At 53.2% G+C, this 14,985-nt stretch carries 15 protein-coding genes; 1 reads left to right on the top strand and 14 read right to left on the bottom strand.

What is annotated here, in order from left to right:
• Positions 1–86 precede the first annotated feature (86 nt).
• Complete coding sequence (gene fhuE / locus ACLJR2_RS19980) at positions 87–2,261, top strand: ferric-rhodotorulic acid/ferric-coprogen receptor FhuE (RefSeq protein WP_000008398.1); 2,175 nt, start codon at positions 87–89, stop codon at positions 2,259–2,261.
• Positions 2,262–2,346: 85 nt separating this feature from the next.
• On the opposite strand, the gene ptsG is transcribed toward fhuE, so the two are convergent.
• The 14 genes from ptsG to yceD all read right to left on the bottom strand — a co-directional run bounded on the left by ptsG (position 2,347) and on the right by yceD (position 14,876).
• The gene (gene ptsG / locus ACLJR2_RS19975) at positions 2,347–3,780 is read right to left on the bottom strand and encodes a PTS glucose transporter subunit IIBC (protein WP_000475705.1); all 1,434 of its coding nucleotides are present in this window, start codon (positions 3,778–3,780) and stop codon (positions 2,347–2,349) included.
• A gap of 294 nt (positions 3,781–4,074) precedes the next feature.
• Complete coding sequence (locus ACLJR2_RS19970; RefSeq protein WP_000480274.1) at positions 4,075–4,872, bottom strand: metal-dependent hydrolase; 798 nt, start codon at positions 4,870–4,872, stop codon at positions 4,075–4,077.
• A 10-nt stretch (positions 4,873–4,882) separates the two neighbouring features.
• On the bottom strand, positions 4,883–5,887 hold the full coding sequence (gene holB / locus ACLJR2_RS19965; protein ID WP_000872452.1) for a DNA polymerase III subunit delta': 1,005 nt from the start codon (positions 5,885–5,887) through the stop codon (positions 4,883–4,885).
• Positions 5,884–6,525 carry a dTMP kinase gene (gene tmk, locus ACLJR2_RS19960; RefSeq protein ID WP_000535396.1) on the bottom strand — a complete coding sequence of 214 codons (642 nt, stop codon included), beginning with the start codon at positions 6,523–6,525 and terminating at the stop codon, positions 5,884–5,886. Before tmk ends, holB begins: the two co-directional genes overlap by 4 nt.
• On the bottom strand, positions 6,515–7,537 hold the full coding sequence (gene yceG, locus ACLJR2_RS19955) for a cell division protein YceG (protein ID WP_000736459.1): 1,023 nt from the start codon (positions 7,535–7,537) through the stop codon (positions 6,515–6,517). Before yceG ends, tmk begins: the two co-directional genes overlap by 11 nt.
• Positions 7,538–7,539: 2 nt before the next feature.
• Positions 7,540–8,349, bottom strand: a complete 810-nt coding sequence (gene pabC, locus ACLJR2_RS19950; RefSeq protein WP_000478659.1) for an aminodeoxychorismate lyase — start codon at positions 8,347–8,349, stop codon at positions 7,540–7,542.
• Between the two features lie 123 nt (positions 8,350–8,472).
• A complete protein-coding gene (gene fabF, locus ACLJR2_RS19945) occupies positions 8,473–9,714 on the bottom strand; it encodes a beta-ketoacyl-ACP synthase II (protein WP_000044664.1) in 1,242 nt (413 codons plus the stop codon).
• 85 nt (positions 9,715–9,799) lie between these two features.
• Entirely contained in the window at positions 9,800–10,036 is a 237-nt protein-coding gene (gene acpP / locus ACLJR2_RS19940; RefSeq protein ID WP_000103754.1) for an acyl carrier protein, read from the bottom strand.
• A gap of 155 nt (positions 10,037–10,191) precedes the next feature.
• A complete protein-coding gene (gene fabG, locus ACLJR2_RS19935; protein WP_000007236.1) occupies positions 10,192–10,926 on the bottom strand; it encodes a 3-oxoacyl-ACP reductase FabG in 735 nt (244 codons plus the stop codon).
• Between the two features lie 12 nt (positions 10,927–10,938).
• Positions 10,939–11,868: an ACP S-malonyltransferase gene (fabD, locus tag ACLJR2_RS19930; RefSeq protein ID WP_000191343.1), complete on the bottom strand. Its 930-nt coding sequence runs from the start codon at positions 11,866–11,868 to the stop codon at positions 10,939–10,941.
• Positions 11,869–11,883: 15 nt separating this feature from the next.
• Entirely contained in the window at positions 11,884–12,837 is a 954-nt protein-coding gene (gene fabH / locus ACLJR2_RS19925) for a beta-ketoacyl-ACP synthase III (RefSeq protein WP_000288148.1), read from the bottom strand.
• Between the two features lie 79 nt (positions 12,838–12,916).
• Entirely contained in the window at positions 12,917–13,996 is a 1,080-nt protein-coding gene (gene plsX / locus ACLJR2_RS19920) for a phosphate acyltransferase PlsX (protein WP_001518286.1), read from the bottom strand.
• Between the two features lie 133 nt (positions 13,997–14,129).
• The gene (rpmF, locus tag ACLJR2_RS19915) at positions 14,130–14,303 is read right to left on the bottom strand and encodes a 50S ribosomal protein L32 (protein WP_000290727.1); all 174 of its coding nucleotides are present in this window, start codon (positions 14,301–14,303) and stop codon (positions 14,130–14,132) included.
• 51 nt (positions 14,304–14,354) lie between these two features.
• Entirely contained in the window at positions 14,355–14,876 is a 522-nt protein-coding gene (gene yceD / locus ACLJR2_RS19910) for a 23S rRNA accumulation protein YceD (protein ID WP_001174492.1), read from the bottom strand.
• Positions 14,877–14,985 lie beyond the last annotated feature (109 nt).

Below are 14,985 nucleotides of genomic sequence, written 5' to 3'. Positions count from 1 at the left end.
TTTTTATGCGCATTAACTAGCAAAGAATGAAAAGGTTCAACGTCATACGTCCTGAACTTACCCCAATAACAAGCAAGGATTTTCAGATGTCTTTCATTCAATACCGCCGGGACAAACACCTTCCGTCCACCGCCGCACCGTCGCTGTTAGCTATGGGTATGGCGATGGCATTTATGCCTGCCGCCTTCGCGGCTGAGGATACCGTTATTGTCGAAGGCGCGACGACCGCTGACGCCGTAAACCGTGAAGAACAGGATTACAGCGTGAAAACGACCGCAGCGGGCACCAAAATGCCGATGACTCAGCGCGATATCCCGCAGTCGGTCAGTATTGTCAGCCAACAGCGTATGGAAGACCAGCAGTTGCAAACCCTGGGCGAGGTGATGACCAATACGCTGGGGATCAGCGGAAGCCAGGCTGACTCCGATCGCATCAGCTATTACTCGCGCGGGTTTGAAATTGACAACTATATGGTGGACGGTATTCCAACGTATTTTGAGTCCCGCTGGAATCTGGGCGATGCGCTAACGGATACCGCGCTGTATGAGCGCGTGGAGGTGGTTCGCGGCGCGAATGGGCTGATGACCGGAACCGGCAATCCTTCTGCCTCAATTAATATGATCCGTAAACACGCCACCAGTCGGGAGTTCAAAGGTAACGTCTCCACAGAATACGGTAGCTGGAATAAGCAGCGTTACGTCATGGATCTGCAAAGTCCGCTCACCGCAGACGGTAATGTCCGTGGGCGCATCGTGGCGGGTTATCAGAATAATGATTCCTGGCTGGACCGCTATAACAGTGAGAAAGCGTTCTTTTCCGGAATTATCGATGCCGATCTGGGTGCAACCACCAGCCTTTCAGCTGGTTATGAATATCAAAAAATTGATGTCAACAGCCCAACCTGGGGCGGTCTGCCGCGCTGGAACACCGATGGCAGCAAAAATAGCTATGACCGCGCGCGTAGTACCGCCCCGGACTGGGCTTATAACAACAAAGAGATAAATAAATTCTTCGTCACGTTTAAACAGCGTTTTGCCGAAAGCTGGCAGGCGACCCTGAATGCGACCCATACTGAGGTCAAATTCGACAGTAAAATGATGTATATCGATGCGTTAGTCGATAAAGAGACAGGTACGCTGGTGAGTCCTTATGGCGCAAGCTACCCCGTGGTCGGCGGTACGGGCTGGAACAGCGGCAAGCGCAAAGTAGATGCCATAGATCTCTTTGCCGATGGCGCTTATGAGCTGTTTGGCCGTCAGCACAATATGATGTTTGGCGGCAGTTATAGTAAACAGAATAACCGCTATTTTAGCGCCTGGGCGAACGTCTTTCCGGACGACATTGGCAACTTCAGCGCCTTTAACGGTAATTTCCCCCAAACCCACTGGGCGCCACAAAATCTGGCGCAGGACGATACCACGCATATGAAATCGCTGTATGCCGCTACGCGCATTTCGCTGGCCGACCCGCTGCATCTGATTCTTGGCGCTCGTTATACCAACTGGCGTGTTGATACACTGACCTACAGCATGGAGAAAAACCATACCACGCCGTATGCCGGGCTGATTTATGATATCAACGACAACTGGTCCGCTTATGCCAGTTATACCTCTATCTTTCAGCCGCAGAATAAACGTGACAAAGCGGGTCAATATCTGGCTCCGATTACCGGTAATAACTATGAAGCGGGCCTGAAGTCCGACTGGATGAACAGCCGCCTCACCACCACGTTGTCCGTGTTCCGCATTGAGCAGGATAACGTTGCTCAGGCAACCACTATTCCCATCCCTGGCAGTAATGGGGAGTTTGCCTGGAAGTCTACTGACGGAACGGTGAGCAAAGGCGTCGAATTTGAAGTAAACGGCGCAATTACCGATAACTGGCAGATGACTTTCGGGGCTACCCGGTATGTTGCCGAGGACAATGAAGGTAACGCCGTGAACCCTAATCTTCCGCGCACCAGCGTGAAGTTATTCACCCGCTATCGTCTGCCGGCGATACCGGAGCTGACGGTCGGCGGCGGCGTGAACTGGCAGAATCGGGTTTACAAAGATACCACGACGCCGTACGGCACTTTCCGCGCCGAACAGGGTAGCTATGCGCTGGTCGATCTGTTTACCCGCTATCAGGTGACGAAAAATTTCTCCGTACAGGGAAACATCAACAACCTGTTCGATAAAACCTACGACACCAATATTGATGGTTCCATTGTTTACGGCGCGCCGCGTAATGTCAGCCTCACCGCCAATTATCAGTTCTGACAGACTGTCGGAGAGCGGCATATAAAGCACCATTAAAAAAAGGCAGCCGAATGGCTGCCTTAATTCTCCCCAACATCATTACTGCTTAGCTGTTACGGATGTACTCATCCATTTCCGTTTTCAGGTTATCGGATTTCGTACCGAAAATAGCCTGAACGCCGGAACCCGCGACGACAACGCCTGCCGCGCCCAGTTTCTTCAGGCCAGCCTGATCCACTTTCGCTACATCGGCTACGCTCACGCGCAGACGCGTGATACAGGCATCCAGGTTAGTGATGTTCTCTTTACCGCCAAACGCCGCAACCAAAGCCGGCGCCATTTCGCTGGTCGCACCCGCTTTTGCGTCATCAGTAGTGTCTTCACGACCCGGCGTTTTCAGATCCAGCGCTTTGATCAGCACGCGGAACACGGTGTAGTACACAATCGCATAACCGGCGCCAACAATCGGGAACAGCCACAATTTGCTGCTGTTACCGGACAGCACGATAAAGTCGATCAGACCGTGGGAGAACGACGTACCGTCACGCATCCCCAGCAGGATACAGATCGGGAATGCCAGACCTGCCAGAATCGCGTGAATGATGTACAGGATCGGCGCCACGAACATGAAGGAGAACTCGATAGGCTCGGTAATACCCGTCAAAAACGAGGTCAGCGCGGCGGAAATCATGATACCGCCCACTTTTGCGCGGTTTTCCGGTTTAGCAGAGTGCCAGATAGCAATGGCCGCAGCCGGCAGACCGTACATTTTGAACAGGAAGCCGCCAGACAACATACCCGCCGTCGGGTCGCCCGCCATATAGCGCGGAATGTCGCCGTGGAATACCTGACCCGCTGCGTTGGTGTATTCGCCGATCTGCATCTGGAAAGGAACGTTCCAGATATGATGCAGACCAAACGGCACCAGGCAACGCTCGATAAAACCGTAAATACCAAACGCGACAACCGGGTTCTGATAAGCCGCCCACTGCGAGAACGCCTGGATAGCCGTACCGATTGGCGGCCATACGAAAGACAGCACCACACCGGTAAAAATAGCGGCCAGACCCGAAATGATCGGCACGAAGCGTTTGCCCGCAAAGAAGCCCAGATACTCAGGCAGTTTGATACGGTAGAAGCGGTTAAACATATACGCTGCGATAGCACCGGAGATAATCCCCCCGAGAACACCCGTATCAGCAAGGTGTTTAGCGGCGATCTCTTCAGCAGGTAAATGCAGAACCAGCGGCGCAACCACAGCCATGGTTTTCACCATGATGCCATACGCTACTACCGCCGCCAGAGCCGAAACGCCGTCGTTGTTGGTGAAGCCCAACGCCACGCCGATAGCGAAAATCAGCGGCATATTGGCAAAAACAGATCCGCCCGCTTCTGCCATAACGTGCGATACAACGGCTGGCAGCCAGCTGAAGTTAGCGGAACCGACACCCAGCAGGATACCTGCGATAGGGAGTACGGATACCGGCAGCATCAGCGATTTACCGACCTTTTGCAGGTTAGCAAATGCATTCTTAAACATAATTGAGAGTGCTCCTGAGTATTTGTGCTTTTCTACGTTCTCACGCATTGGCGAGGGGGGAGAACCCCGCCGTGGACAGGACATCTAAGTGCCCTTTTATTTATTACACAGAGTAAAATAAATACGTCTGATTTTGTTTGACGGCTATCACGTTTCAGCGCCAGATAGCCTAAAAAGTATCACATTCTGCCAAAATGAGTTTCCGAATGTTTCCATAAGATCGCTCACCGCCCCTTTTGTGGCGGTGAACTTTACGCGTTTTGTTTATTAATTACGAGCTTTAAAAAAACTCGTTTAACGGATTGATGACAGGCGAGACGCGTCAATATGGAACAGGCGAGCAAAGTTATCGGTGGTGATCTGCGCCAGTTCTTCAACGGCAACCCCTTTCAATACCGCCATATATTCTGCGACGTCGCGTACCATCGCAGGCTGGTTCTCTTTACCGCGATGCGGCACCGGCGCCAGATAAGGAGAATCGGTCTCGACTAATAACCGATCCAGCGGCACATAGCGCGCCGCATCACGCAACTGTTCAGCGTTACGGAACGTTACGATGCCGGAAAAAGAGATATAAAACCCCAGATCCAGCAATTTGCCGGCCGTTTCTCTGTCTTCTGTAAAACAGTGTAGTACGCCGCCGCAATCCGTCACTTTTTCTTCGCGCAGGATAGCCAGCGTATCGGCACGCGCGTCGCGAGTATGGACAATCACCGGTTTATGCAATTCGCGGCCAATCTGGATATGATGAATAAAAGACGCCTGCTGGCGGATTTTGGTCTCAGGCGTGTAAAAGTAATCAAGCCCGGTCTCGCCCATCGCCACCACATCGTCTTCTGCAGCAAGGAGGCGCAGTTCTTCTACGTCATATACTTCATCCTGATTTAACGGATGCACGCCGCAGGAAAAGACCACATTATCGCGCTTGCCCACCAGCTCGCGCATATGGCGATACCCCGGCAGCGTCGTCGCCACCGCTAAACAGAACTTCACATCGCGCGCGGCGGCTTTCGCCAGCACATCGTCCACGTCCTTATGCAAAGATTGATAATCCAGACCATCAAGATGGCAGTGTGAGTCGACTAAAAACATAATGTCTCTCTCAAAGATGAGGAACAGGCAACAAGGTGCCTGGTTGCAGGTAATGCTCGATGCGGAGAATGAGATCGGTTAATACCAGTTCGCGGTTTAATCCGGTCACATGAAGTAATTGATCACGACAATGGCAAACATCGTTCAGGATTGCCTGAATACGCGCCGGGGATAGCGGCCCCGCCAGCGCGGCAACAACCGCGTCCGCATCAACGTTTGTCAGGTACGACGCGCCGTGCTGACGTTTCAGCGCGTCTATCAGCAGCGTCGCCAGCCAATGCAGGCGCGCCGGGGCTTGCTCATGATTGAGCGCCGTTAATACCGCATACCAGTCGCCCGTATGTAAACTGTCCATCAACGCCTGACACAGCGCCTCACGCTGCGCCCAACGTTCAGACTGCAACAGCGCCAGCGCGGCGCCGGGCGACCCCGCGTTCAGGCGTAGCGCCGTGAGCAATGCTTCTTGTGACGCCGTCACTTCTCGCGATAGCCATGACATCGCATACGATTCGGACGGCGGCGCCAGATGATGCAGCCGGCAGCGGCTGCGTAATGTCGCCAACAGACGAGCAGGCTCCGGGCTGGCAAGGAAAAACCAGGTTTGCTCCGGCGGCTCTTCCAGCGTTTTGAGCAACGCATTGGCGGCGGCGTCGGTTAATAGCGCCGCATCCGCAATCCACACCACCTTCGCGCCGCCCAGACGGGAGTGCTCGTACAATTTCTCGCTGACCTCGCGTACCGCATCTACGCCGAGGCTGCTTTTGCCTTTATCCGGCGTCAGCGTGTAATAGTCCGGATGCGTGCCAGCCTGCATAAGCTGACAGCCACGGCAATGCCCACAGCTTTTGTGGCCCTCAGGCTGCTGGCATAACAGATAACGGCTCAGAGCATAGCACAGCGCCTCGTCGCCCATGCCAGGTAAGGCCTGAATCAGTAGCGCATGGTGCCCACGTCCCGCCTGGTAACTTTCTACCAGTTTTTCATAGGCGGGCCGTAACCATGGATACCATTTCATGCCGCTTGCTCCTGCACCCACTTCGTCACCGTGGCGCGAATGTCGCGCATGACGGCATCCAGCGGCTGTGTCGCGTCAATGGTGCGGATACGCGAGTCTTGCGCCGCCAGTTCCAGATAGCGCGCGCGAGTCCGGTTAAAGAAATCAAAAGATTCCTGCTCAATGCGATCCAAATCGCCGCGCGCTCTGGCGCGTTTTAGCCCGACTTCCGGCGTGACATCCAGATACAGCGTCAGGTCAGGGCGAAAATCGCCCAGCACGGCATCGCGTAGTGTCGCCAGCATGGTTTGATCAATGCCGCGCCCTCCCCCCTGATACGCCTGGGTCGAGAGATCGTGGCGATCGCCGATCACCCATATGCCTTGCGCCAGCGCGGGTTTGATTACCGTTTCGACGAGCTGTACGCGAGCGGCATAAAACATCAGCACTTCCGCTTTATCGGTAATCACTTCGTCGCCTACCGATCGGATATCCAACACCAGACTTCTTAGTTTTTCGGCAAGCTGCGTACCGCCCGGCTCACGGGTAAAAATCATATTACGAATACCCAGTTGCTCAAGGGTCTCCACCACCACGTCGCGCGCAGTGGTTTTTCCGGCGCCTTCCAGGCCCTCGATGACGATATAATTACTGCCCATTTTTTTCCTTAAGCACTTTCAGGTACTCCTGCACTGACCGATTATGGCTGGCAAGATTGGTGTTAAATGTGTGACCGCCTTTACCGTCGGCCACAAAATAGAGATACGGCGTTTTCGCCGGATGCGCCGCCGCCTGCAATGACGCTTCGCTGGGCGATGCAATCGGTCCTGGCGGCAGCCCGGTTATGGTATACGTGTTATAAGCCGTCGGCTTTTCCAGATCCGCACGCGACAAGTTACCATTATAACTCGTCCCCATCCCGTAAATCACGGTGGGATCGGTCTGAAGGCGCATACCGATTCTCAGGCGATTAATAAAGACTGAGGCCACCTGATCGCGTTCGCTGGCGACAGCCGTCTCTTTTTCAATAATCGAGGCCATTGTCACCAGTTGGTTCTGATCTTTATAAGGCAGCCCCTCGGCCCGACCTTTCCAGACAGTATCGACAGCTTTCACCATCTTTTGATGCGCTCGCTTGAGAATAGCGACATCGCTGGTGTTGGCGGTATACATCCAGGTATCGGGCCAGAACCACCCTTCTACCCATTCCGGGTGCGCAAGCTTTAATGCCTGAGCGACAGTGGCGTAGTCATCATCCGGCAATGTATGGCGAATATACGGCGCCTCTCGTAACTGTTTCAGGTAGTCGCTAAGGCGCATCCCTTCCACAAACCGCAACGGGAATTGCGCTTCTTTGCCGCTCTCCAGCAACTCAAGCATTTCCCGTACGGTCATCCCCGGCGTAAAACGGTAAGTTCCCGCTTTAAAATGCGATAACTCAGGCTCCACGCGCAGCAGCCACTGAAATACCCGGGGGCGATTAATGATTTTTTCATCATAAAGCTGGTCGCCAAGCGCCAGCCGCCCCGTTCCCGCCTTGAGCGTAAAGATAGTCTCGTTTTTAATAAGTAACGTGCTGTTCGCCAGATGGCGAACTTTCCACATCCCCACGCCCGCGGCAATACCCAGCACAACCAACAGCAGAAGGAAAACGCCTGACAATTTTTTCATAACTAATTCGGATGCTCACAAAATGGGGCTAAAAATTGAAACAGTGTTCGCGAAGAATACGACGTCCCGTGATAGGCGCGTATGGGAATAATCGGCATTAGCGCGTTGCAAATGATAATCTCATCCGCCTGCCTGACTGCCTCCTCTCTCGCCTGTACTTCAATAACCTGGAAAGGAGATTGCGCCAGTTGGCGTAAACAAAATTGTCGCATAATGCCGTTCACCCCGGCCTGATCCAGACGCGGCGTAAAAACAATGTCGCCTGTACGCCAGAACAAATTAGCCGCACAGCATTCCGTAACCCATCCCTCGCTGTCAAGAACCAGCGCCTCATCGGCGTCCGTCTGCTCAAGATGAGAGCGAATCAACACCTGTTCGAGGCGGTTCAGATGTTTTAATCCGGCAAGATAAGGATTGCGCCCAAGCGGTATGGGACTAAGGGTAAGAGTGATGCCTTGCTTACGCCACTGAGAATAATAAGCGGGATAAGCAGAAACGGAGAGGATTCGGGTAGCTGCCTGACAATTCATGGCGCTGTATCCCCGGCCGCCGCTACCACGGCTAATGATCACTTTCAACACGCCTGAATCATGCCCTGTGGCCAACATTGTCATCTCTTGCCGAAGGGTCGACCAATGGCTAAAAGCGATCCGTAATTTTTCACAGGCAACCTGCAAGCGCTGAAGATGCGCTTCCAGATGGCAAATGTTGCCATCAACAATACGTGCGGTCGTAAAACTGCCATCGCCGAACTGCGTCGCCCGGTCGCTTACAGCAAGTTGATCCTGCGCATGGCCATTAATTAAAAACATAGTGGCTCCTTATCCGTCGCCTGCTAGTGTGGCAGGATGAATAACGCAGAACAAGAGGTGATATGCCTGATAAAAAAGGCCCGACAAGCGGACCTTTTTATTAATGTCTGTCTCTGGCTTAACTTAGATCTTTTTAAAAATCAAGGAACCGTTAGTTCCGCCAAAGCCAAAGGAGTTACACAGAGCATACTCCAGATCGCTGACCTGGCGCGCTTCGTGCGGCACGAAGTCCAGATCGCAACCTTCATCCGGGTTATCCAGATTAATGGTTGGCGGAATGGCCTGATCGCGTAGCGCCAGAATAGAGAAAATAGACTCTACTGCGCCTGCGGCGCCCAACAGATGGCCGGTCATCGATTTGGTCGAGCTCACCATCACTCGGCTTGCAGCATCGCCAAAGACTGACTTAACCGCCTGCGTCTCAGCTTTGTCGCCGGCAGGCGTCGACGTGCCGTGCGCGTTGACGTAGCCAATCTGAGCAGGCTCAATCGCGGCATCACGCAACGCGTTAACCATCGCCAGCGCAGCGCCTGCGCCATTTTCCGGCGGCGACGTCATATGGTAAGCATCGCTGCTCATACCAAAGCCGACGATTTCAGCATAGATTTTCGCACCACGCGCTTTTGCATGTTCGTACTCTTCAAGCACCAACATACCGGCACCGTCGCCCAGTACAAAACCATCGCGTTCTTTATCCCACGGACGGCTCGCCGCCTGTGGGTTATCGTTGCGGGTCGACAGCGCGCGCGCTGCGCCAAAACCACCTACGCCCAGCGGCGTACTGGCTTTTTCTGCGCCACCTGCCACCATCGCGTCCGCATCACCATAGGCGATGATACGCGCGGCATGGCCGATGTTATGCACGCCTGAAGTACAGGCAGTCGCAATAGAGATGCTTGGCCCACGCAGGCCATACATGATAGTCAGATGGCCTGCTACCATGTTAACAATCGTCGACGGGACAAAGAACGGGCTAATCTTACGCGGTCCGCCTTTTACCAGCGAACTGTGGTTTTCTTCGATCAGACCGAGACCACCGATACCGGAGCCGATAGCGGCGCCAATACGGCTTGCGTTCTCTTCCGTCACTTCAAGGCCAGAATCCTGCATGGCCTGTACGCCAGCGACAATTCCATATTGAATGAAGGCATCCATCTTGCGCTGTTCTTTGCGCGAGATAATGTCATCACAGTTAAAATCCTTTACTAAGCCAGCAAATTTCGTTGCATAGGCGCTAGTATCGAAATGGTCGATCAGGCTGATGCCACTCTGACCGGCAAGGAGAGCTTTCCAGGTAGACTCTACGGTATTGCCGACAGGAGACAACATGCCCAGTCCGGTCACAACTACACGACGCTTAGACACGGTTGTCCTCCAGGGAGGGAAAATGATTCTAGTGGGACAAAAAGATAAAACTCAGGCGGTCGAACGACCGCCTGGAGATGTTCACTTACGCCTGGTGGCCGTTGATGTAATCAATGGCAGCCTGAACGGTGGTGATTTTCTCAGCTTCTTCGTCCGGAATCTCAGTATCAAACTCTTCTTCCAGAGCCATTACCAGCTCAACGGTGTCAAGAGAATCTGCGCCCAGGTCTTCAACGAAAGAAGCATTGTTGGTTACTTCTTCCTGCTTAACGCCCAGCTGTTCGCCGATAATTTTCTTAACGCGTTCTTCGATAGTGCTCATACTCTTAAATTTCCTATCAAAACTCGCTTTCGCGATGGTTTTCGTAGTGTATAAAATGTTGAAAAATTTGCAACTAAATCCCGGCAGGTCTTACCACGATTTTACGTTATTTTGCGGCCTTTCGCCCTAATAACGCAAATATTTTTCAATCGTGATTAAACCATGTACATTCCGCCGTTGACGTGCAGAGTCTCACCAGTGATGTAACTCGCTTCGTCAGAGGCTAAAAATGCAACCGCACTGGCGATTTCCTGAGCGCCGCCGAGGCGACCCGCAGGCACCTGCGCCAGGATACCCGCACGCTGATCGTCAGACAGCGCACGCGTCATGTCCGTTTCAATAAAACCCGGAGCCACAACATTGACAGTAATACCACGGGACGCAACTTCACGCGCCAGTGATTTACTGAAACCGATCAGGCCCGCTTTCGCCGCAGCGTAGTTTGCCTGACCTGCATTTCCCATGGTACCAACCACAGAACCAATAGTGATAATGCGACCACAACGCTTTTTCATCATAGCGCGCATTACCGCTTTTGACAGGCGGAAAACGGATGATAAGTTGGTTTCGATAATATCGTTCCACTCATCATCTTTCATTCGCATCAACAGATTATCACGAGTGATACCGGCATTATTAACCAGGATATCCACTTCACCAAATTCTGCGCGAATATTTTCCAGAACAGATTCAATAGATGCAGGATCGGTCACATTCAACATCAAACCTTTCCCGTTAGCACCTAAATAGTCGCTAATGTTCTTCGCACCATTTTCACTGGTCGCAGTCCCGATAACTTTCGCGCCGCGGGCAACGAGAGTCTCTGCAATTGCGCGGCCTATGCCACGGCTTGCACCAGTCACCAGCGCAATCTTTCCTTCAAAGCTCATGGTTTTCCTCTTTTATTGCGTAAGTGCCGCAGACAGCGCCGCCGGCTCGTTCAGCGCCGACGCTGTCAGGGTGTCGACAATACGTTTCGTCAGACCAGTGAGGACTTTACCTGGACCCACTTCATAAAGATGTTCAACGCCCTGCGCCGCGATAAATTCCACGCTCTTCGTCCACTGTACCGGATTGTACAACTGGCGAACCAGCGCATCGCGGATAGCGGCGGCATCGGTTTCACATTTCACGTCAACGTTGTTTACTACCGGCACCGTTGGCGCGCTAAAGGTAATTTTGGCTAATTCAACCGCCAGCTTATCTGCCGCTGGTTTCATCAGCGCGCAGTGCGACGGTACGCTCACCGGCAGCGGCAGCGCACGTTTCGCGCCAGCGGCTTTACAGGCTGCGCCCGCGCGTTCTACCGCCTCTTTATGCCCGGCGATAACCACCTGTCCCGGCGAGTTAAAGTTAACCGGCGAAACAACCTGCCCTTCGGCAGATTCTTCACAGGCTTTAGCAATAGAGGCATCATCCAGCCCGATGATCGCAGACATGCCGCCAGTACCTTCCGGAACCGCTTCCTGCATGAATTTACCACGCATTTCCACCAGACGAACGGCATCAGCAAAGTTGATGACGCCAGCGCAAACCAGCGCGGAATATTCGCCCAGGCTGTGACCTGCCATTAACGCAGGCATTTTACCGCCCTGCTGCTGCCAAACGCGCCAAAGAGCGACGGAAGCGGTTAATAACGCCGGCTGCGTCTGCCAGGTTTTATTCAGTTCTTCCGCTGGACCTTGCTGGGTGAGCGCCCACAGATCATATCCCAGAGCCGCAGAAGCTTCAGCAAACGTTTCTTCTACGATAGGGTAATTTGCCGCCATTTCGGCCAACATCCCAACGCTCTGAGAACCCTGACCGGGGAACACAAATGCAAATTGCGTCATGTTTAAATCCTTATACTAGAAACGAATCAGCGCGGAGCCCCAGGTGAATCCACCCCCGAAGGCTTCAAGCAATACCAGCTGACCGGCTTTAATTCGCCCGTCACGCACGGCTTCATCCAGCGCGCACGGCACAGAAGCCGCGGAGGTATTGCCGTGCCTGTCCAGCGTGACGACGACATTATCCATCGACATGCCGAGTTTTTTCGCTGTCGCGCTAATGATACGCAGGTTAGCCTGATGCGGCACCAGCCAATCGAGTTCTGAGCGATCCAGGTTATTAGCCGCCAGCGTCTCATCGACAATATGCGCCAGTTCAGTGACCGCCACTTTAAAGACTTCATTGCCCGCCATCGTCAGGTAAATCGGGTTATCCGGATTTACGCGATCGGCATTCGGCAGGGTCAGTAATTCACCGTAACGGCCATCGGCATGAAGATGAGTGGAGATAATACCCGGTTCTTCAGAAGCGCTCAGTACGGCCGCGCCTGCGCCATCGCCGAAAATAATGATCGTACCGCGATCGCCAGGATCGCAAGTGCGGGCTAATACATCGGAACCGACCACCAGCGCGTGTTTAACCGCGCCGGATTTAACGTACTGGTCGGCGATGCTTAACGCGTAGGTGAAACCTGCGCACGCTGCCGCGACATCAAACGCCGGGCAACCTTTAATACCGAGCATACTTTGAATCTGACATGCCGCGCTTGGAAATGCATGCGTTGCTGATGTGGTAGCCACCACAATCAAGCCAATTTGGTCTTTATCGATCCCCGCCATCTCAATCGCGCGATTCGCAGCGGTAAAGCCCATCGTCGCGACAGTTTCATTCGGCGCGGCGATATGGCGTTCACGAATACCTGTACGAGTGACAATCCACTCGTCAGAGGTCTCAACCATTTTTTCCAGATCGGCGTTAGTCCGCACTTGTTCGGGCAGATAGCTGCCAGTACCAATAATCTTCGTATACATGTACGCTCAGTCACTTTTCGGTTATATACCGTTACCTGTAAACGTCTGGCACGCTGGCGGCGCCGGGGAGACAGCGATATTATCTGTGCGCCCGCAGGTTTACGCCTTTGCCATCGTCCAGCGGTTCAAATCCGGCTGGGTATACAGATTCCAGGCGAGCGGCAATTCGCTGAGGAACTTGTCGCTGCACCGCCTGCACTGCCTGTTCAATCGCGACTGCAAATGCTCGCTGATTGGCCGCACCATGACTTTTTATCACCGTGCCGCGCAATCCTAACAGACAGGCGCCATTATACTGGTCGGGGTTGAGGTGACTGAATCGCCTCGTCAGGCTTTTTTGTAACCAACGTTTTAATAACAGCAGCCACCACGACCGTTTTTTCCCCTCGCCCTGTGATTTCAGCAGTGAAAGGAACATTCTGACAACCCCCTCCATCGTTTTAAGTGTGACATTGCCTGTAAAGCCGTCACACACCAGTACATCGGTTTTTCCCGTCAGTAACTCATTCGCCTCAAGGTAGCCGATGTAATTGATGGTTGGGACTGTTTTTAACATTAAAGAGGCTTCGCGAATACTATCGAGGCCTTTGGTTTCTTCTTCCCCGATATTGAGTAGCGCCACGCGGGGATTTTTGATCCCGACGACCTCTTCCGCCAAAACGGCGCCCATCACGGCAAACTGCACCAGCATGGTACTGTCACAGTCGACGTTGGCACCCAAATCAAGCACTACCGTTTTGCCCTTTTGCTGATGCGGTAATACCGTCACCAACGCCGGACGCTCAATCCCCTCAAGAGGCTTGAGCAATAATTTCGCCAGCCCCATCAGCGCCCCGGTATTACCGGCGCTAACGCAAGCTTCGGCTCGGCCTTCTTTCACAAGCTCCAGGGCCACACGCATGGATGTCCCGCGACTGGCGCGGATCGCCTGCGAAGGCCGGGCATCACTGGCAATAACTGACTGTGCAGGGATAATCTGCAGACGCGAACGTTGTTCAAAGTCAGCTTTGGCAAGTAATGGCGTGATAATATCGGGATTCCCGACTAAAAGAAGAGTGAGCTGCGAATTAGCGTTCAGTGCCTGCAATGCTGCAGGCACCGTCACGGAAGGACCAAAATCGCCCCCCATGACATCTAACGCCAGGGTTAGACGTGTCAAGGTATCGTCGCTGCCTGGTTCGGTGTTCTCCGCTTACGCGGAGAAATCCTCACTAAGCTTTATCACGCTTGTACTCTTCGGCTTTTACACCACAGGCACGCCTGTGATGCAAAAGGCATCGAGTATCGCGCGATTACTTAGCGATGACCTTACGGCCGCGGTAGTAACCGTCGGCAGTGATGTGGTGACGCAGGTGTTTTTCACCAGAAGTTTTGTCTACAGACAGGCTGGTGACTGCGGTCAGAGCGTCATGGGAACGACGCATGCCACGTTTGGAACGGGTTGGTTTATTCTGTTGTACGGCCATGGACCTTACTCCTCAATTACGGTTTATCCCTGCGTCCGCGGGGAAGACCTATTACTTACGCTTTAAGCTGGCTAATACGGCAAATGGGTTTGGCTTTTGCGCTTCATCAGGCAGTTCGCCAAAGACCATGTCCGCCTCGGACACTTCACAGTGTTCAGAATCATGCACCGGAACTACCGGCAAGGCGAGGATGATTTCATCTTCAACCGTCGCCAGCAGATCGATTTCGCCGAATTCGTTTACCTCAATCGGCTCATACGCTTCCGGCAGTGCTTCAGCCTGCTCGTCGGAACGGACAGGGCTAAAACAATACGTTGTGTGAACCTGATGGGTAAACGGTTTCCCGCAACGCTGGCATTCGAGCGACACCGTAACGACCGCATCGCCAGTCAAAACGGCGAGACGCTGGTTATCGATAGCGAACGACATGGAGCATTCCACATCACTGTCCACACTGACTACAGATTCGGCAACGCGCTCAACCTGATCGGGGGTATAGATACCCTGGTAATCAAGGCGTTTTTGAGCGGTACGAACCGGATCAAGAGTCAGGGGTAATTTTACCTTTTGCATAGGGCGCGCATATTAACTTCGTAACGTCATATAGTCAAAGAAAAAGGCAGCCTGCGGTTGCCTTTTGCCAATAATTCGCACACATTGCGGGTTACAGACTTATTTTCGC

Origin of the sequence: Salmonella sp. SAL03688, from assembly GCF_046551895.1 — a bacterium.
Taxonomy (GTDB): domain Bacteria; phylum Pseudomonadota; class Gammaproteobacteria; order Enterobacterales; family Enterobacteriaceae; genus Salmonella; species Salmonella enterica.
The sequence above is the reverse complement of the archived record's forward strand: the minus strand, read 5'-3'. Positions and strand labels throughout refer to the sequence as shown.

Bases quoted from the DNA above. Each gene is read 5' to 3' on its own strand.
- fhuE (WP_000008398.1), top strand. From the start codon at position 87: ATGTCTTTCATTCAATACCGCCGGGACAAACACCTTCCGTCCACCGCC.
- ptsG (WP_000475705.1), bottom strand. From the start codon at position 3,780: ATGTTTAAGAATGCATTTGCTAACCTGCAAAAGGTCGGTAAATCGCTG.
- ACLJR2_RS19970 (WP_000480274.1), bottom strand. From the start codon at position 4,872: ATGTTTTTAGTCGACTCACACTGCCATCTTGATGGTCTGGATTATCAA.
- holB (WP_000872452.1), bottom strand. From the start codon at position 5,887: ATGAAATGGTATCCATGGTTACGGCCCGCCTATGAAAAACTGGTAGAA.
- tmk (WP_000535396.1), bottom strand. From the start codon at position 6,525: ATGGGCAGTAATTATATCGTCATCGAGGGCCTGGAAGGCGCCGGAAAA.
- yceG (WP_000736459.1), bottom strand. From the start codon at position 7,537: ATGAAAAAATTGTCAGGCGTTTTCCTTCTGCTGTTGGTTGTGCTGGGT.
- pabC (WP_000478659.1), bottom strand. From the start codon at position 8,349: ATGTTTTTAATTAATGGCCATGCGCAGGATCAACTTGCTGTAAGCGAC.
- acpP (WP_000103754.1), bottom strand. From the start codon at position 10,036: ATGAGCACTATCGAAGAACGCGTTAAGAAAATTATCGGCGAACAGCTG.
- fabG (WP_000007236.1), bottom strand. From the start codon at position 10,926: ATGAGCTTTGAAGGAAAGATTGCGCTGGTGACTGGTGCAAGCCGTGGC.
- fabD (WP_000191343.1), bottom strand. From the start codon at position 11,868: ATGACGCAATTTGCATTTGTGTTCCCCGGTCAGGGTTCTCAGAGCGTT.
- fabH (WP_000288148.1), bottom strand. From the start codon at position 12,837: ATGTATACGAAGATTATTGGTACTGGCAGCTATCTGCCCGAACAAGTG.
- rpmF (WP_000290727.1), bottom strand. From the start codon at position 14,303: ATGGCCGTACAACAGAATAAACCAACCCGTTCCAAACGTGGCATGCGT.
- yceD (WP_001174492.1), bottom strand. From the start codon at position 14,876: ATGCAAAAGGTAAAATTACCCCTGACTCTTGATCCGGTTCGTACCGCT.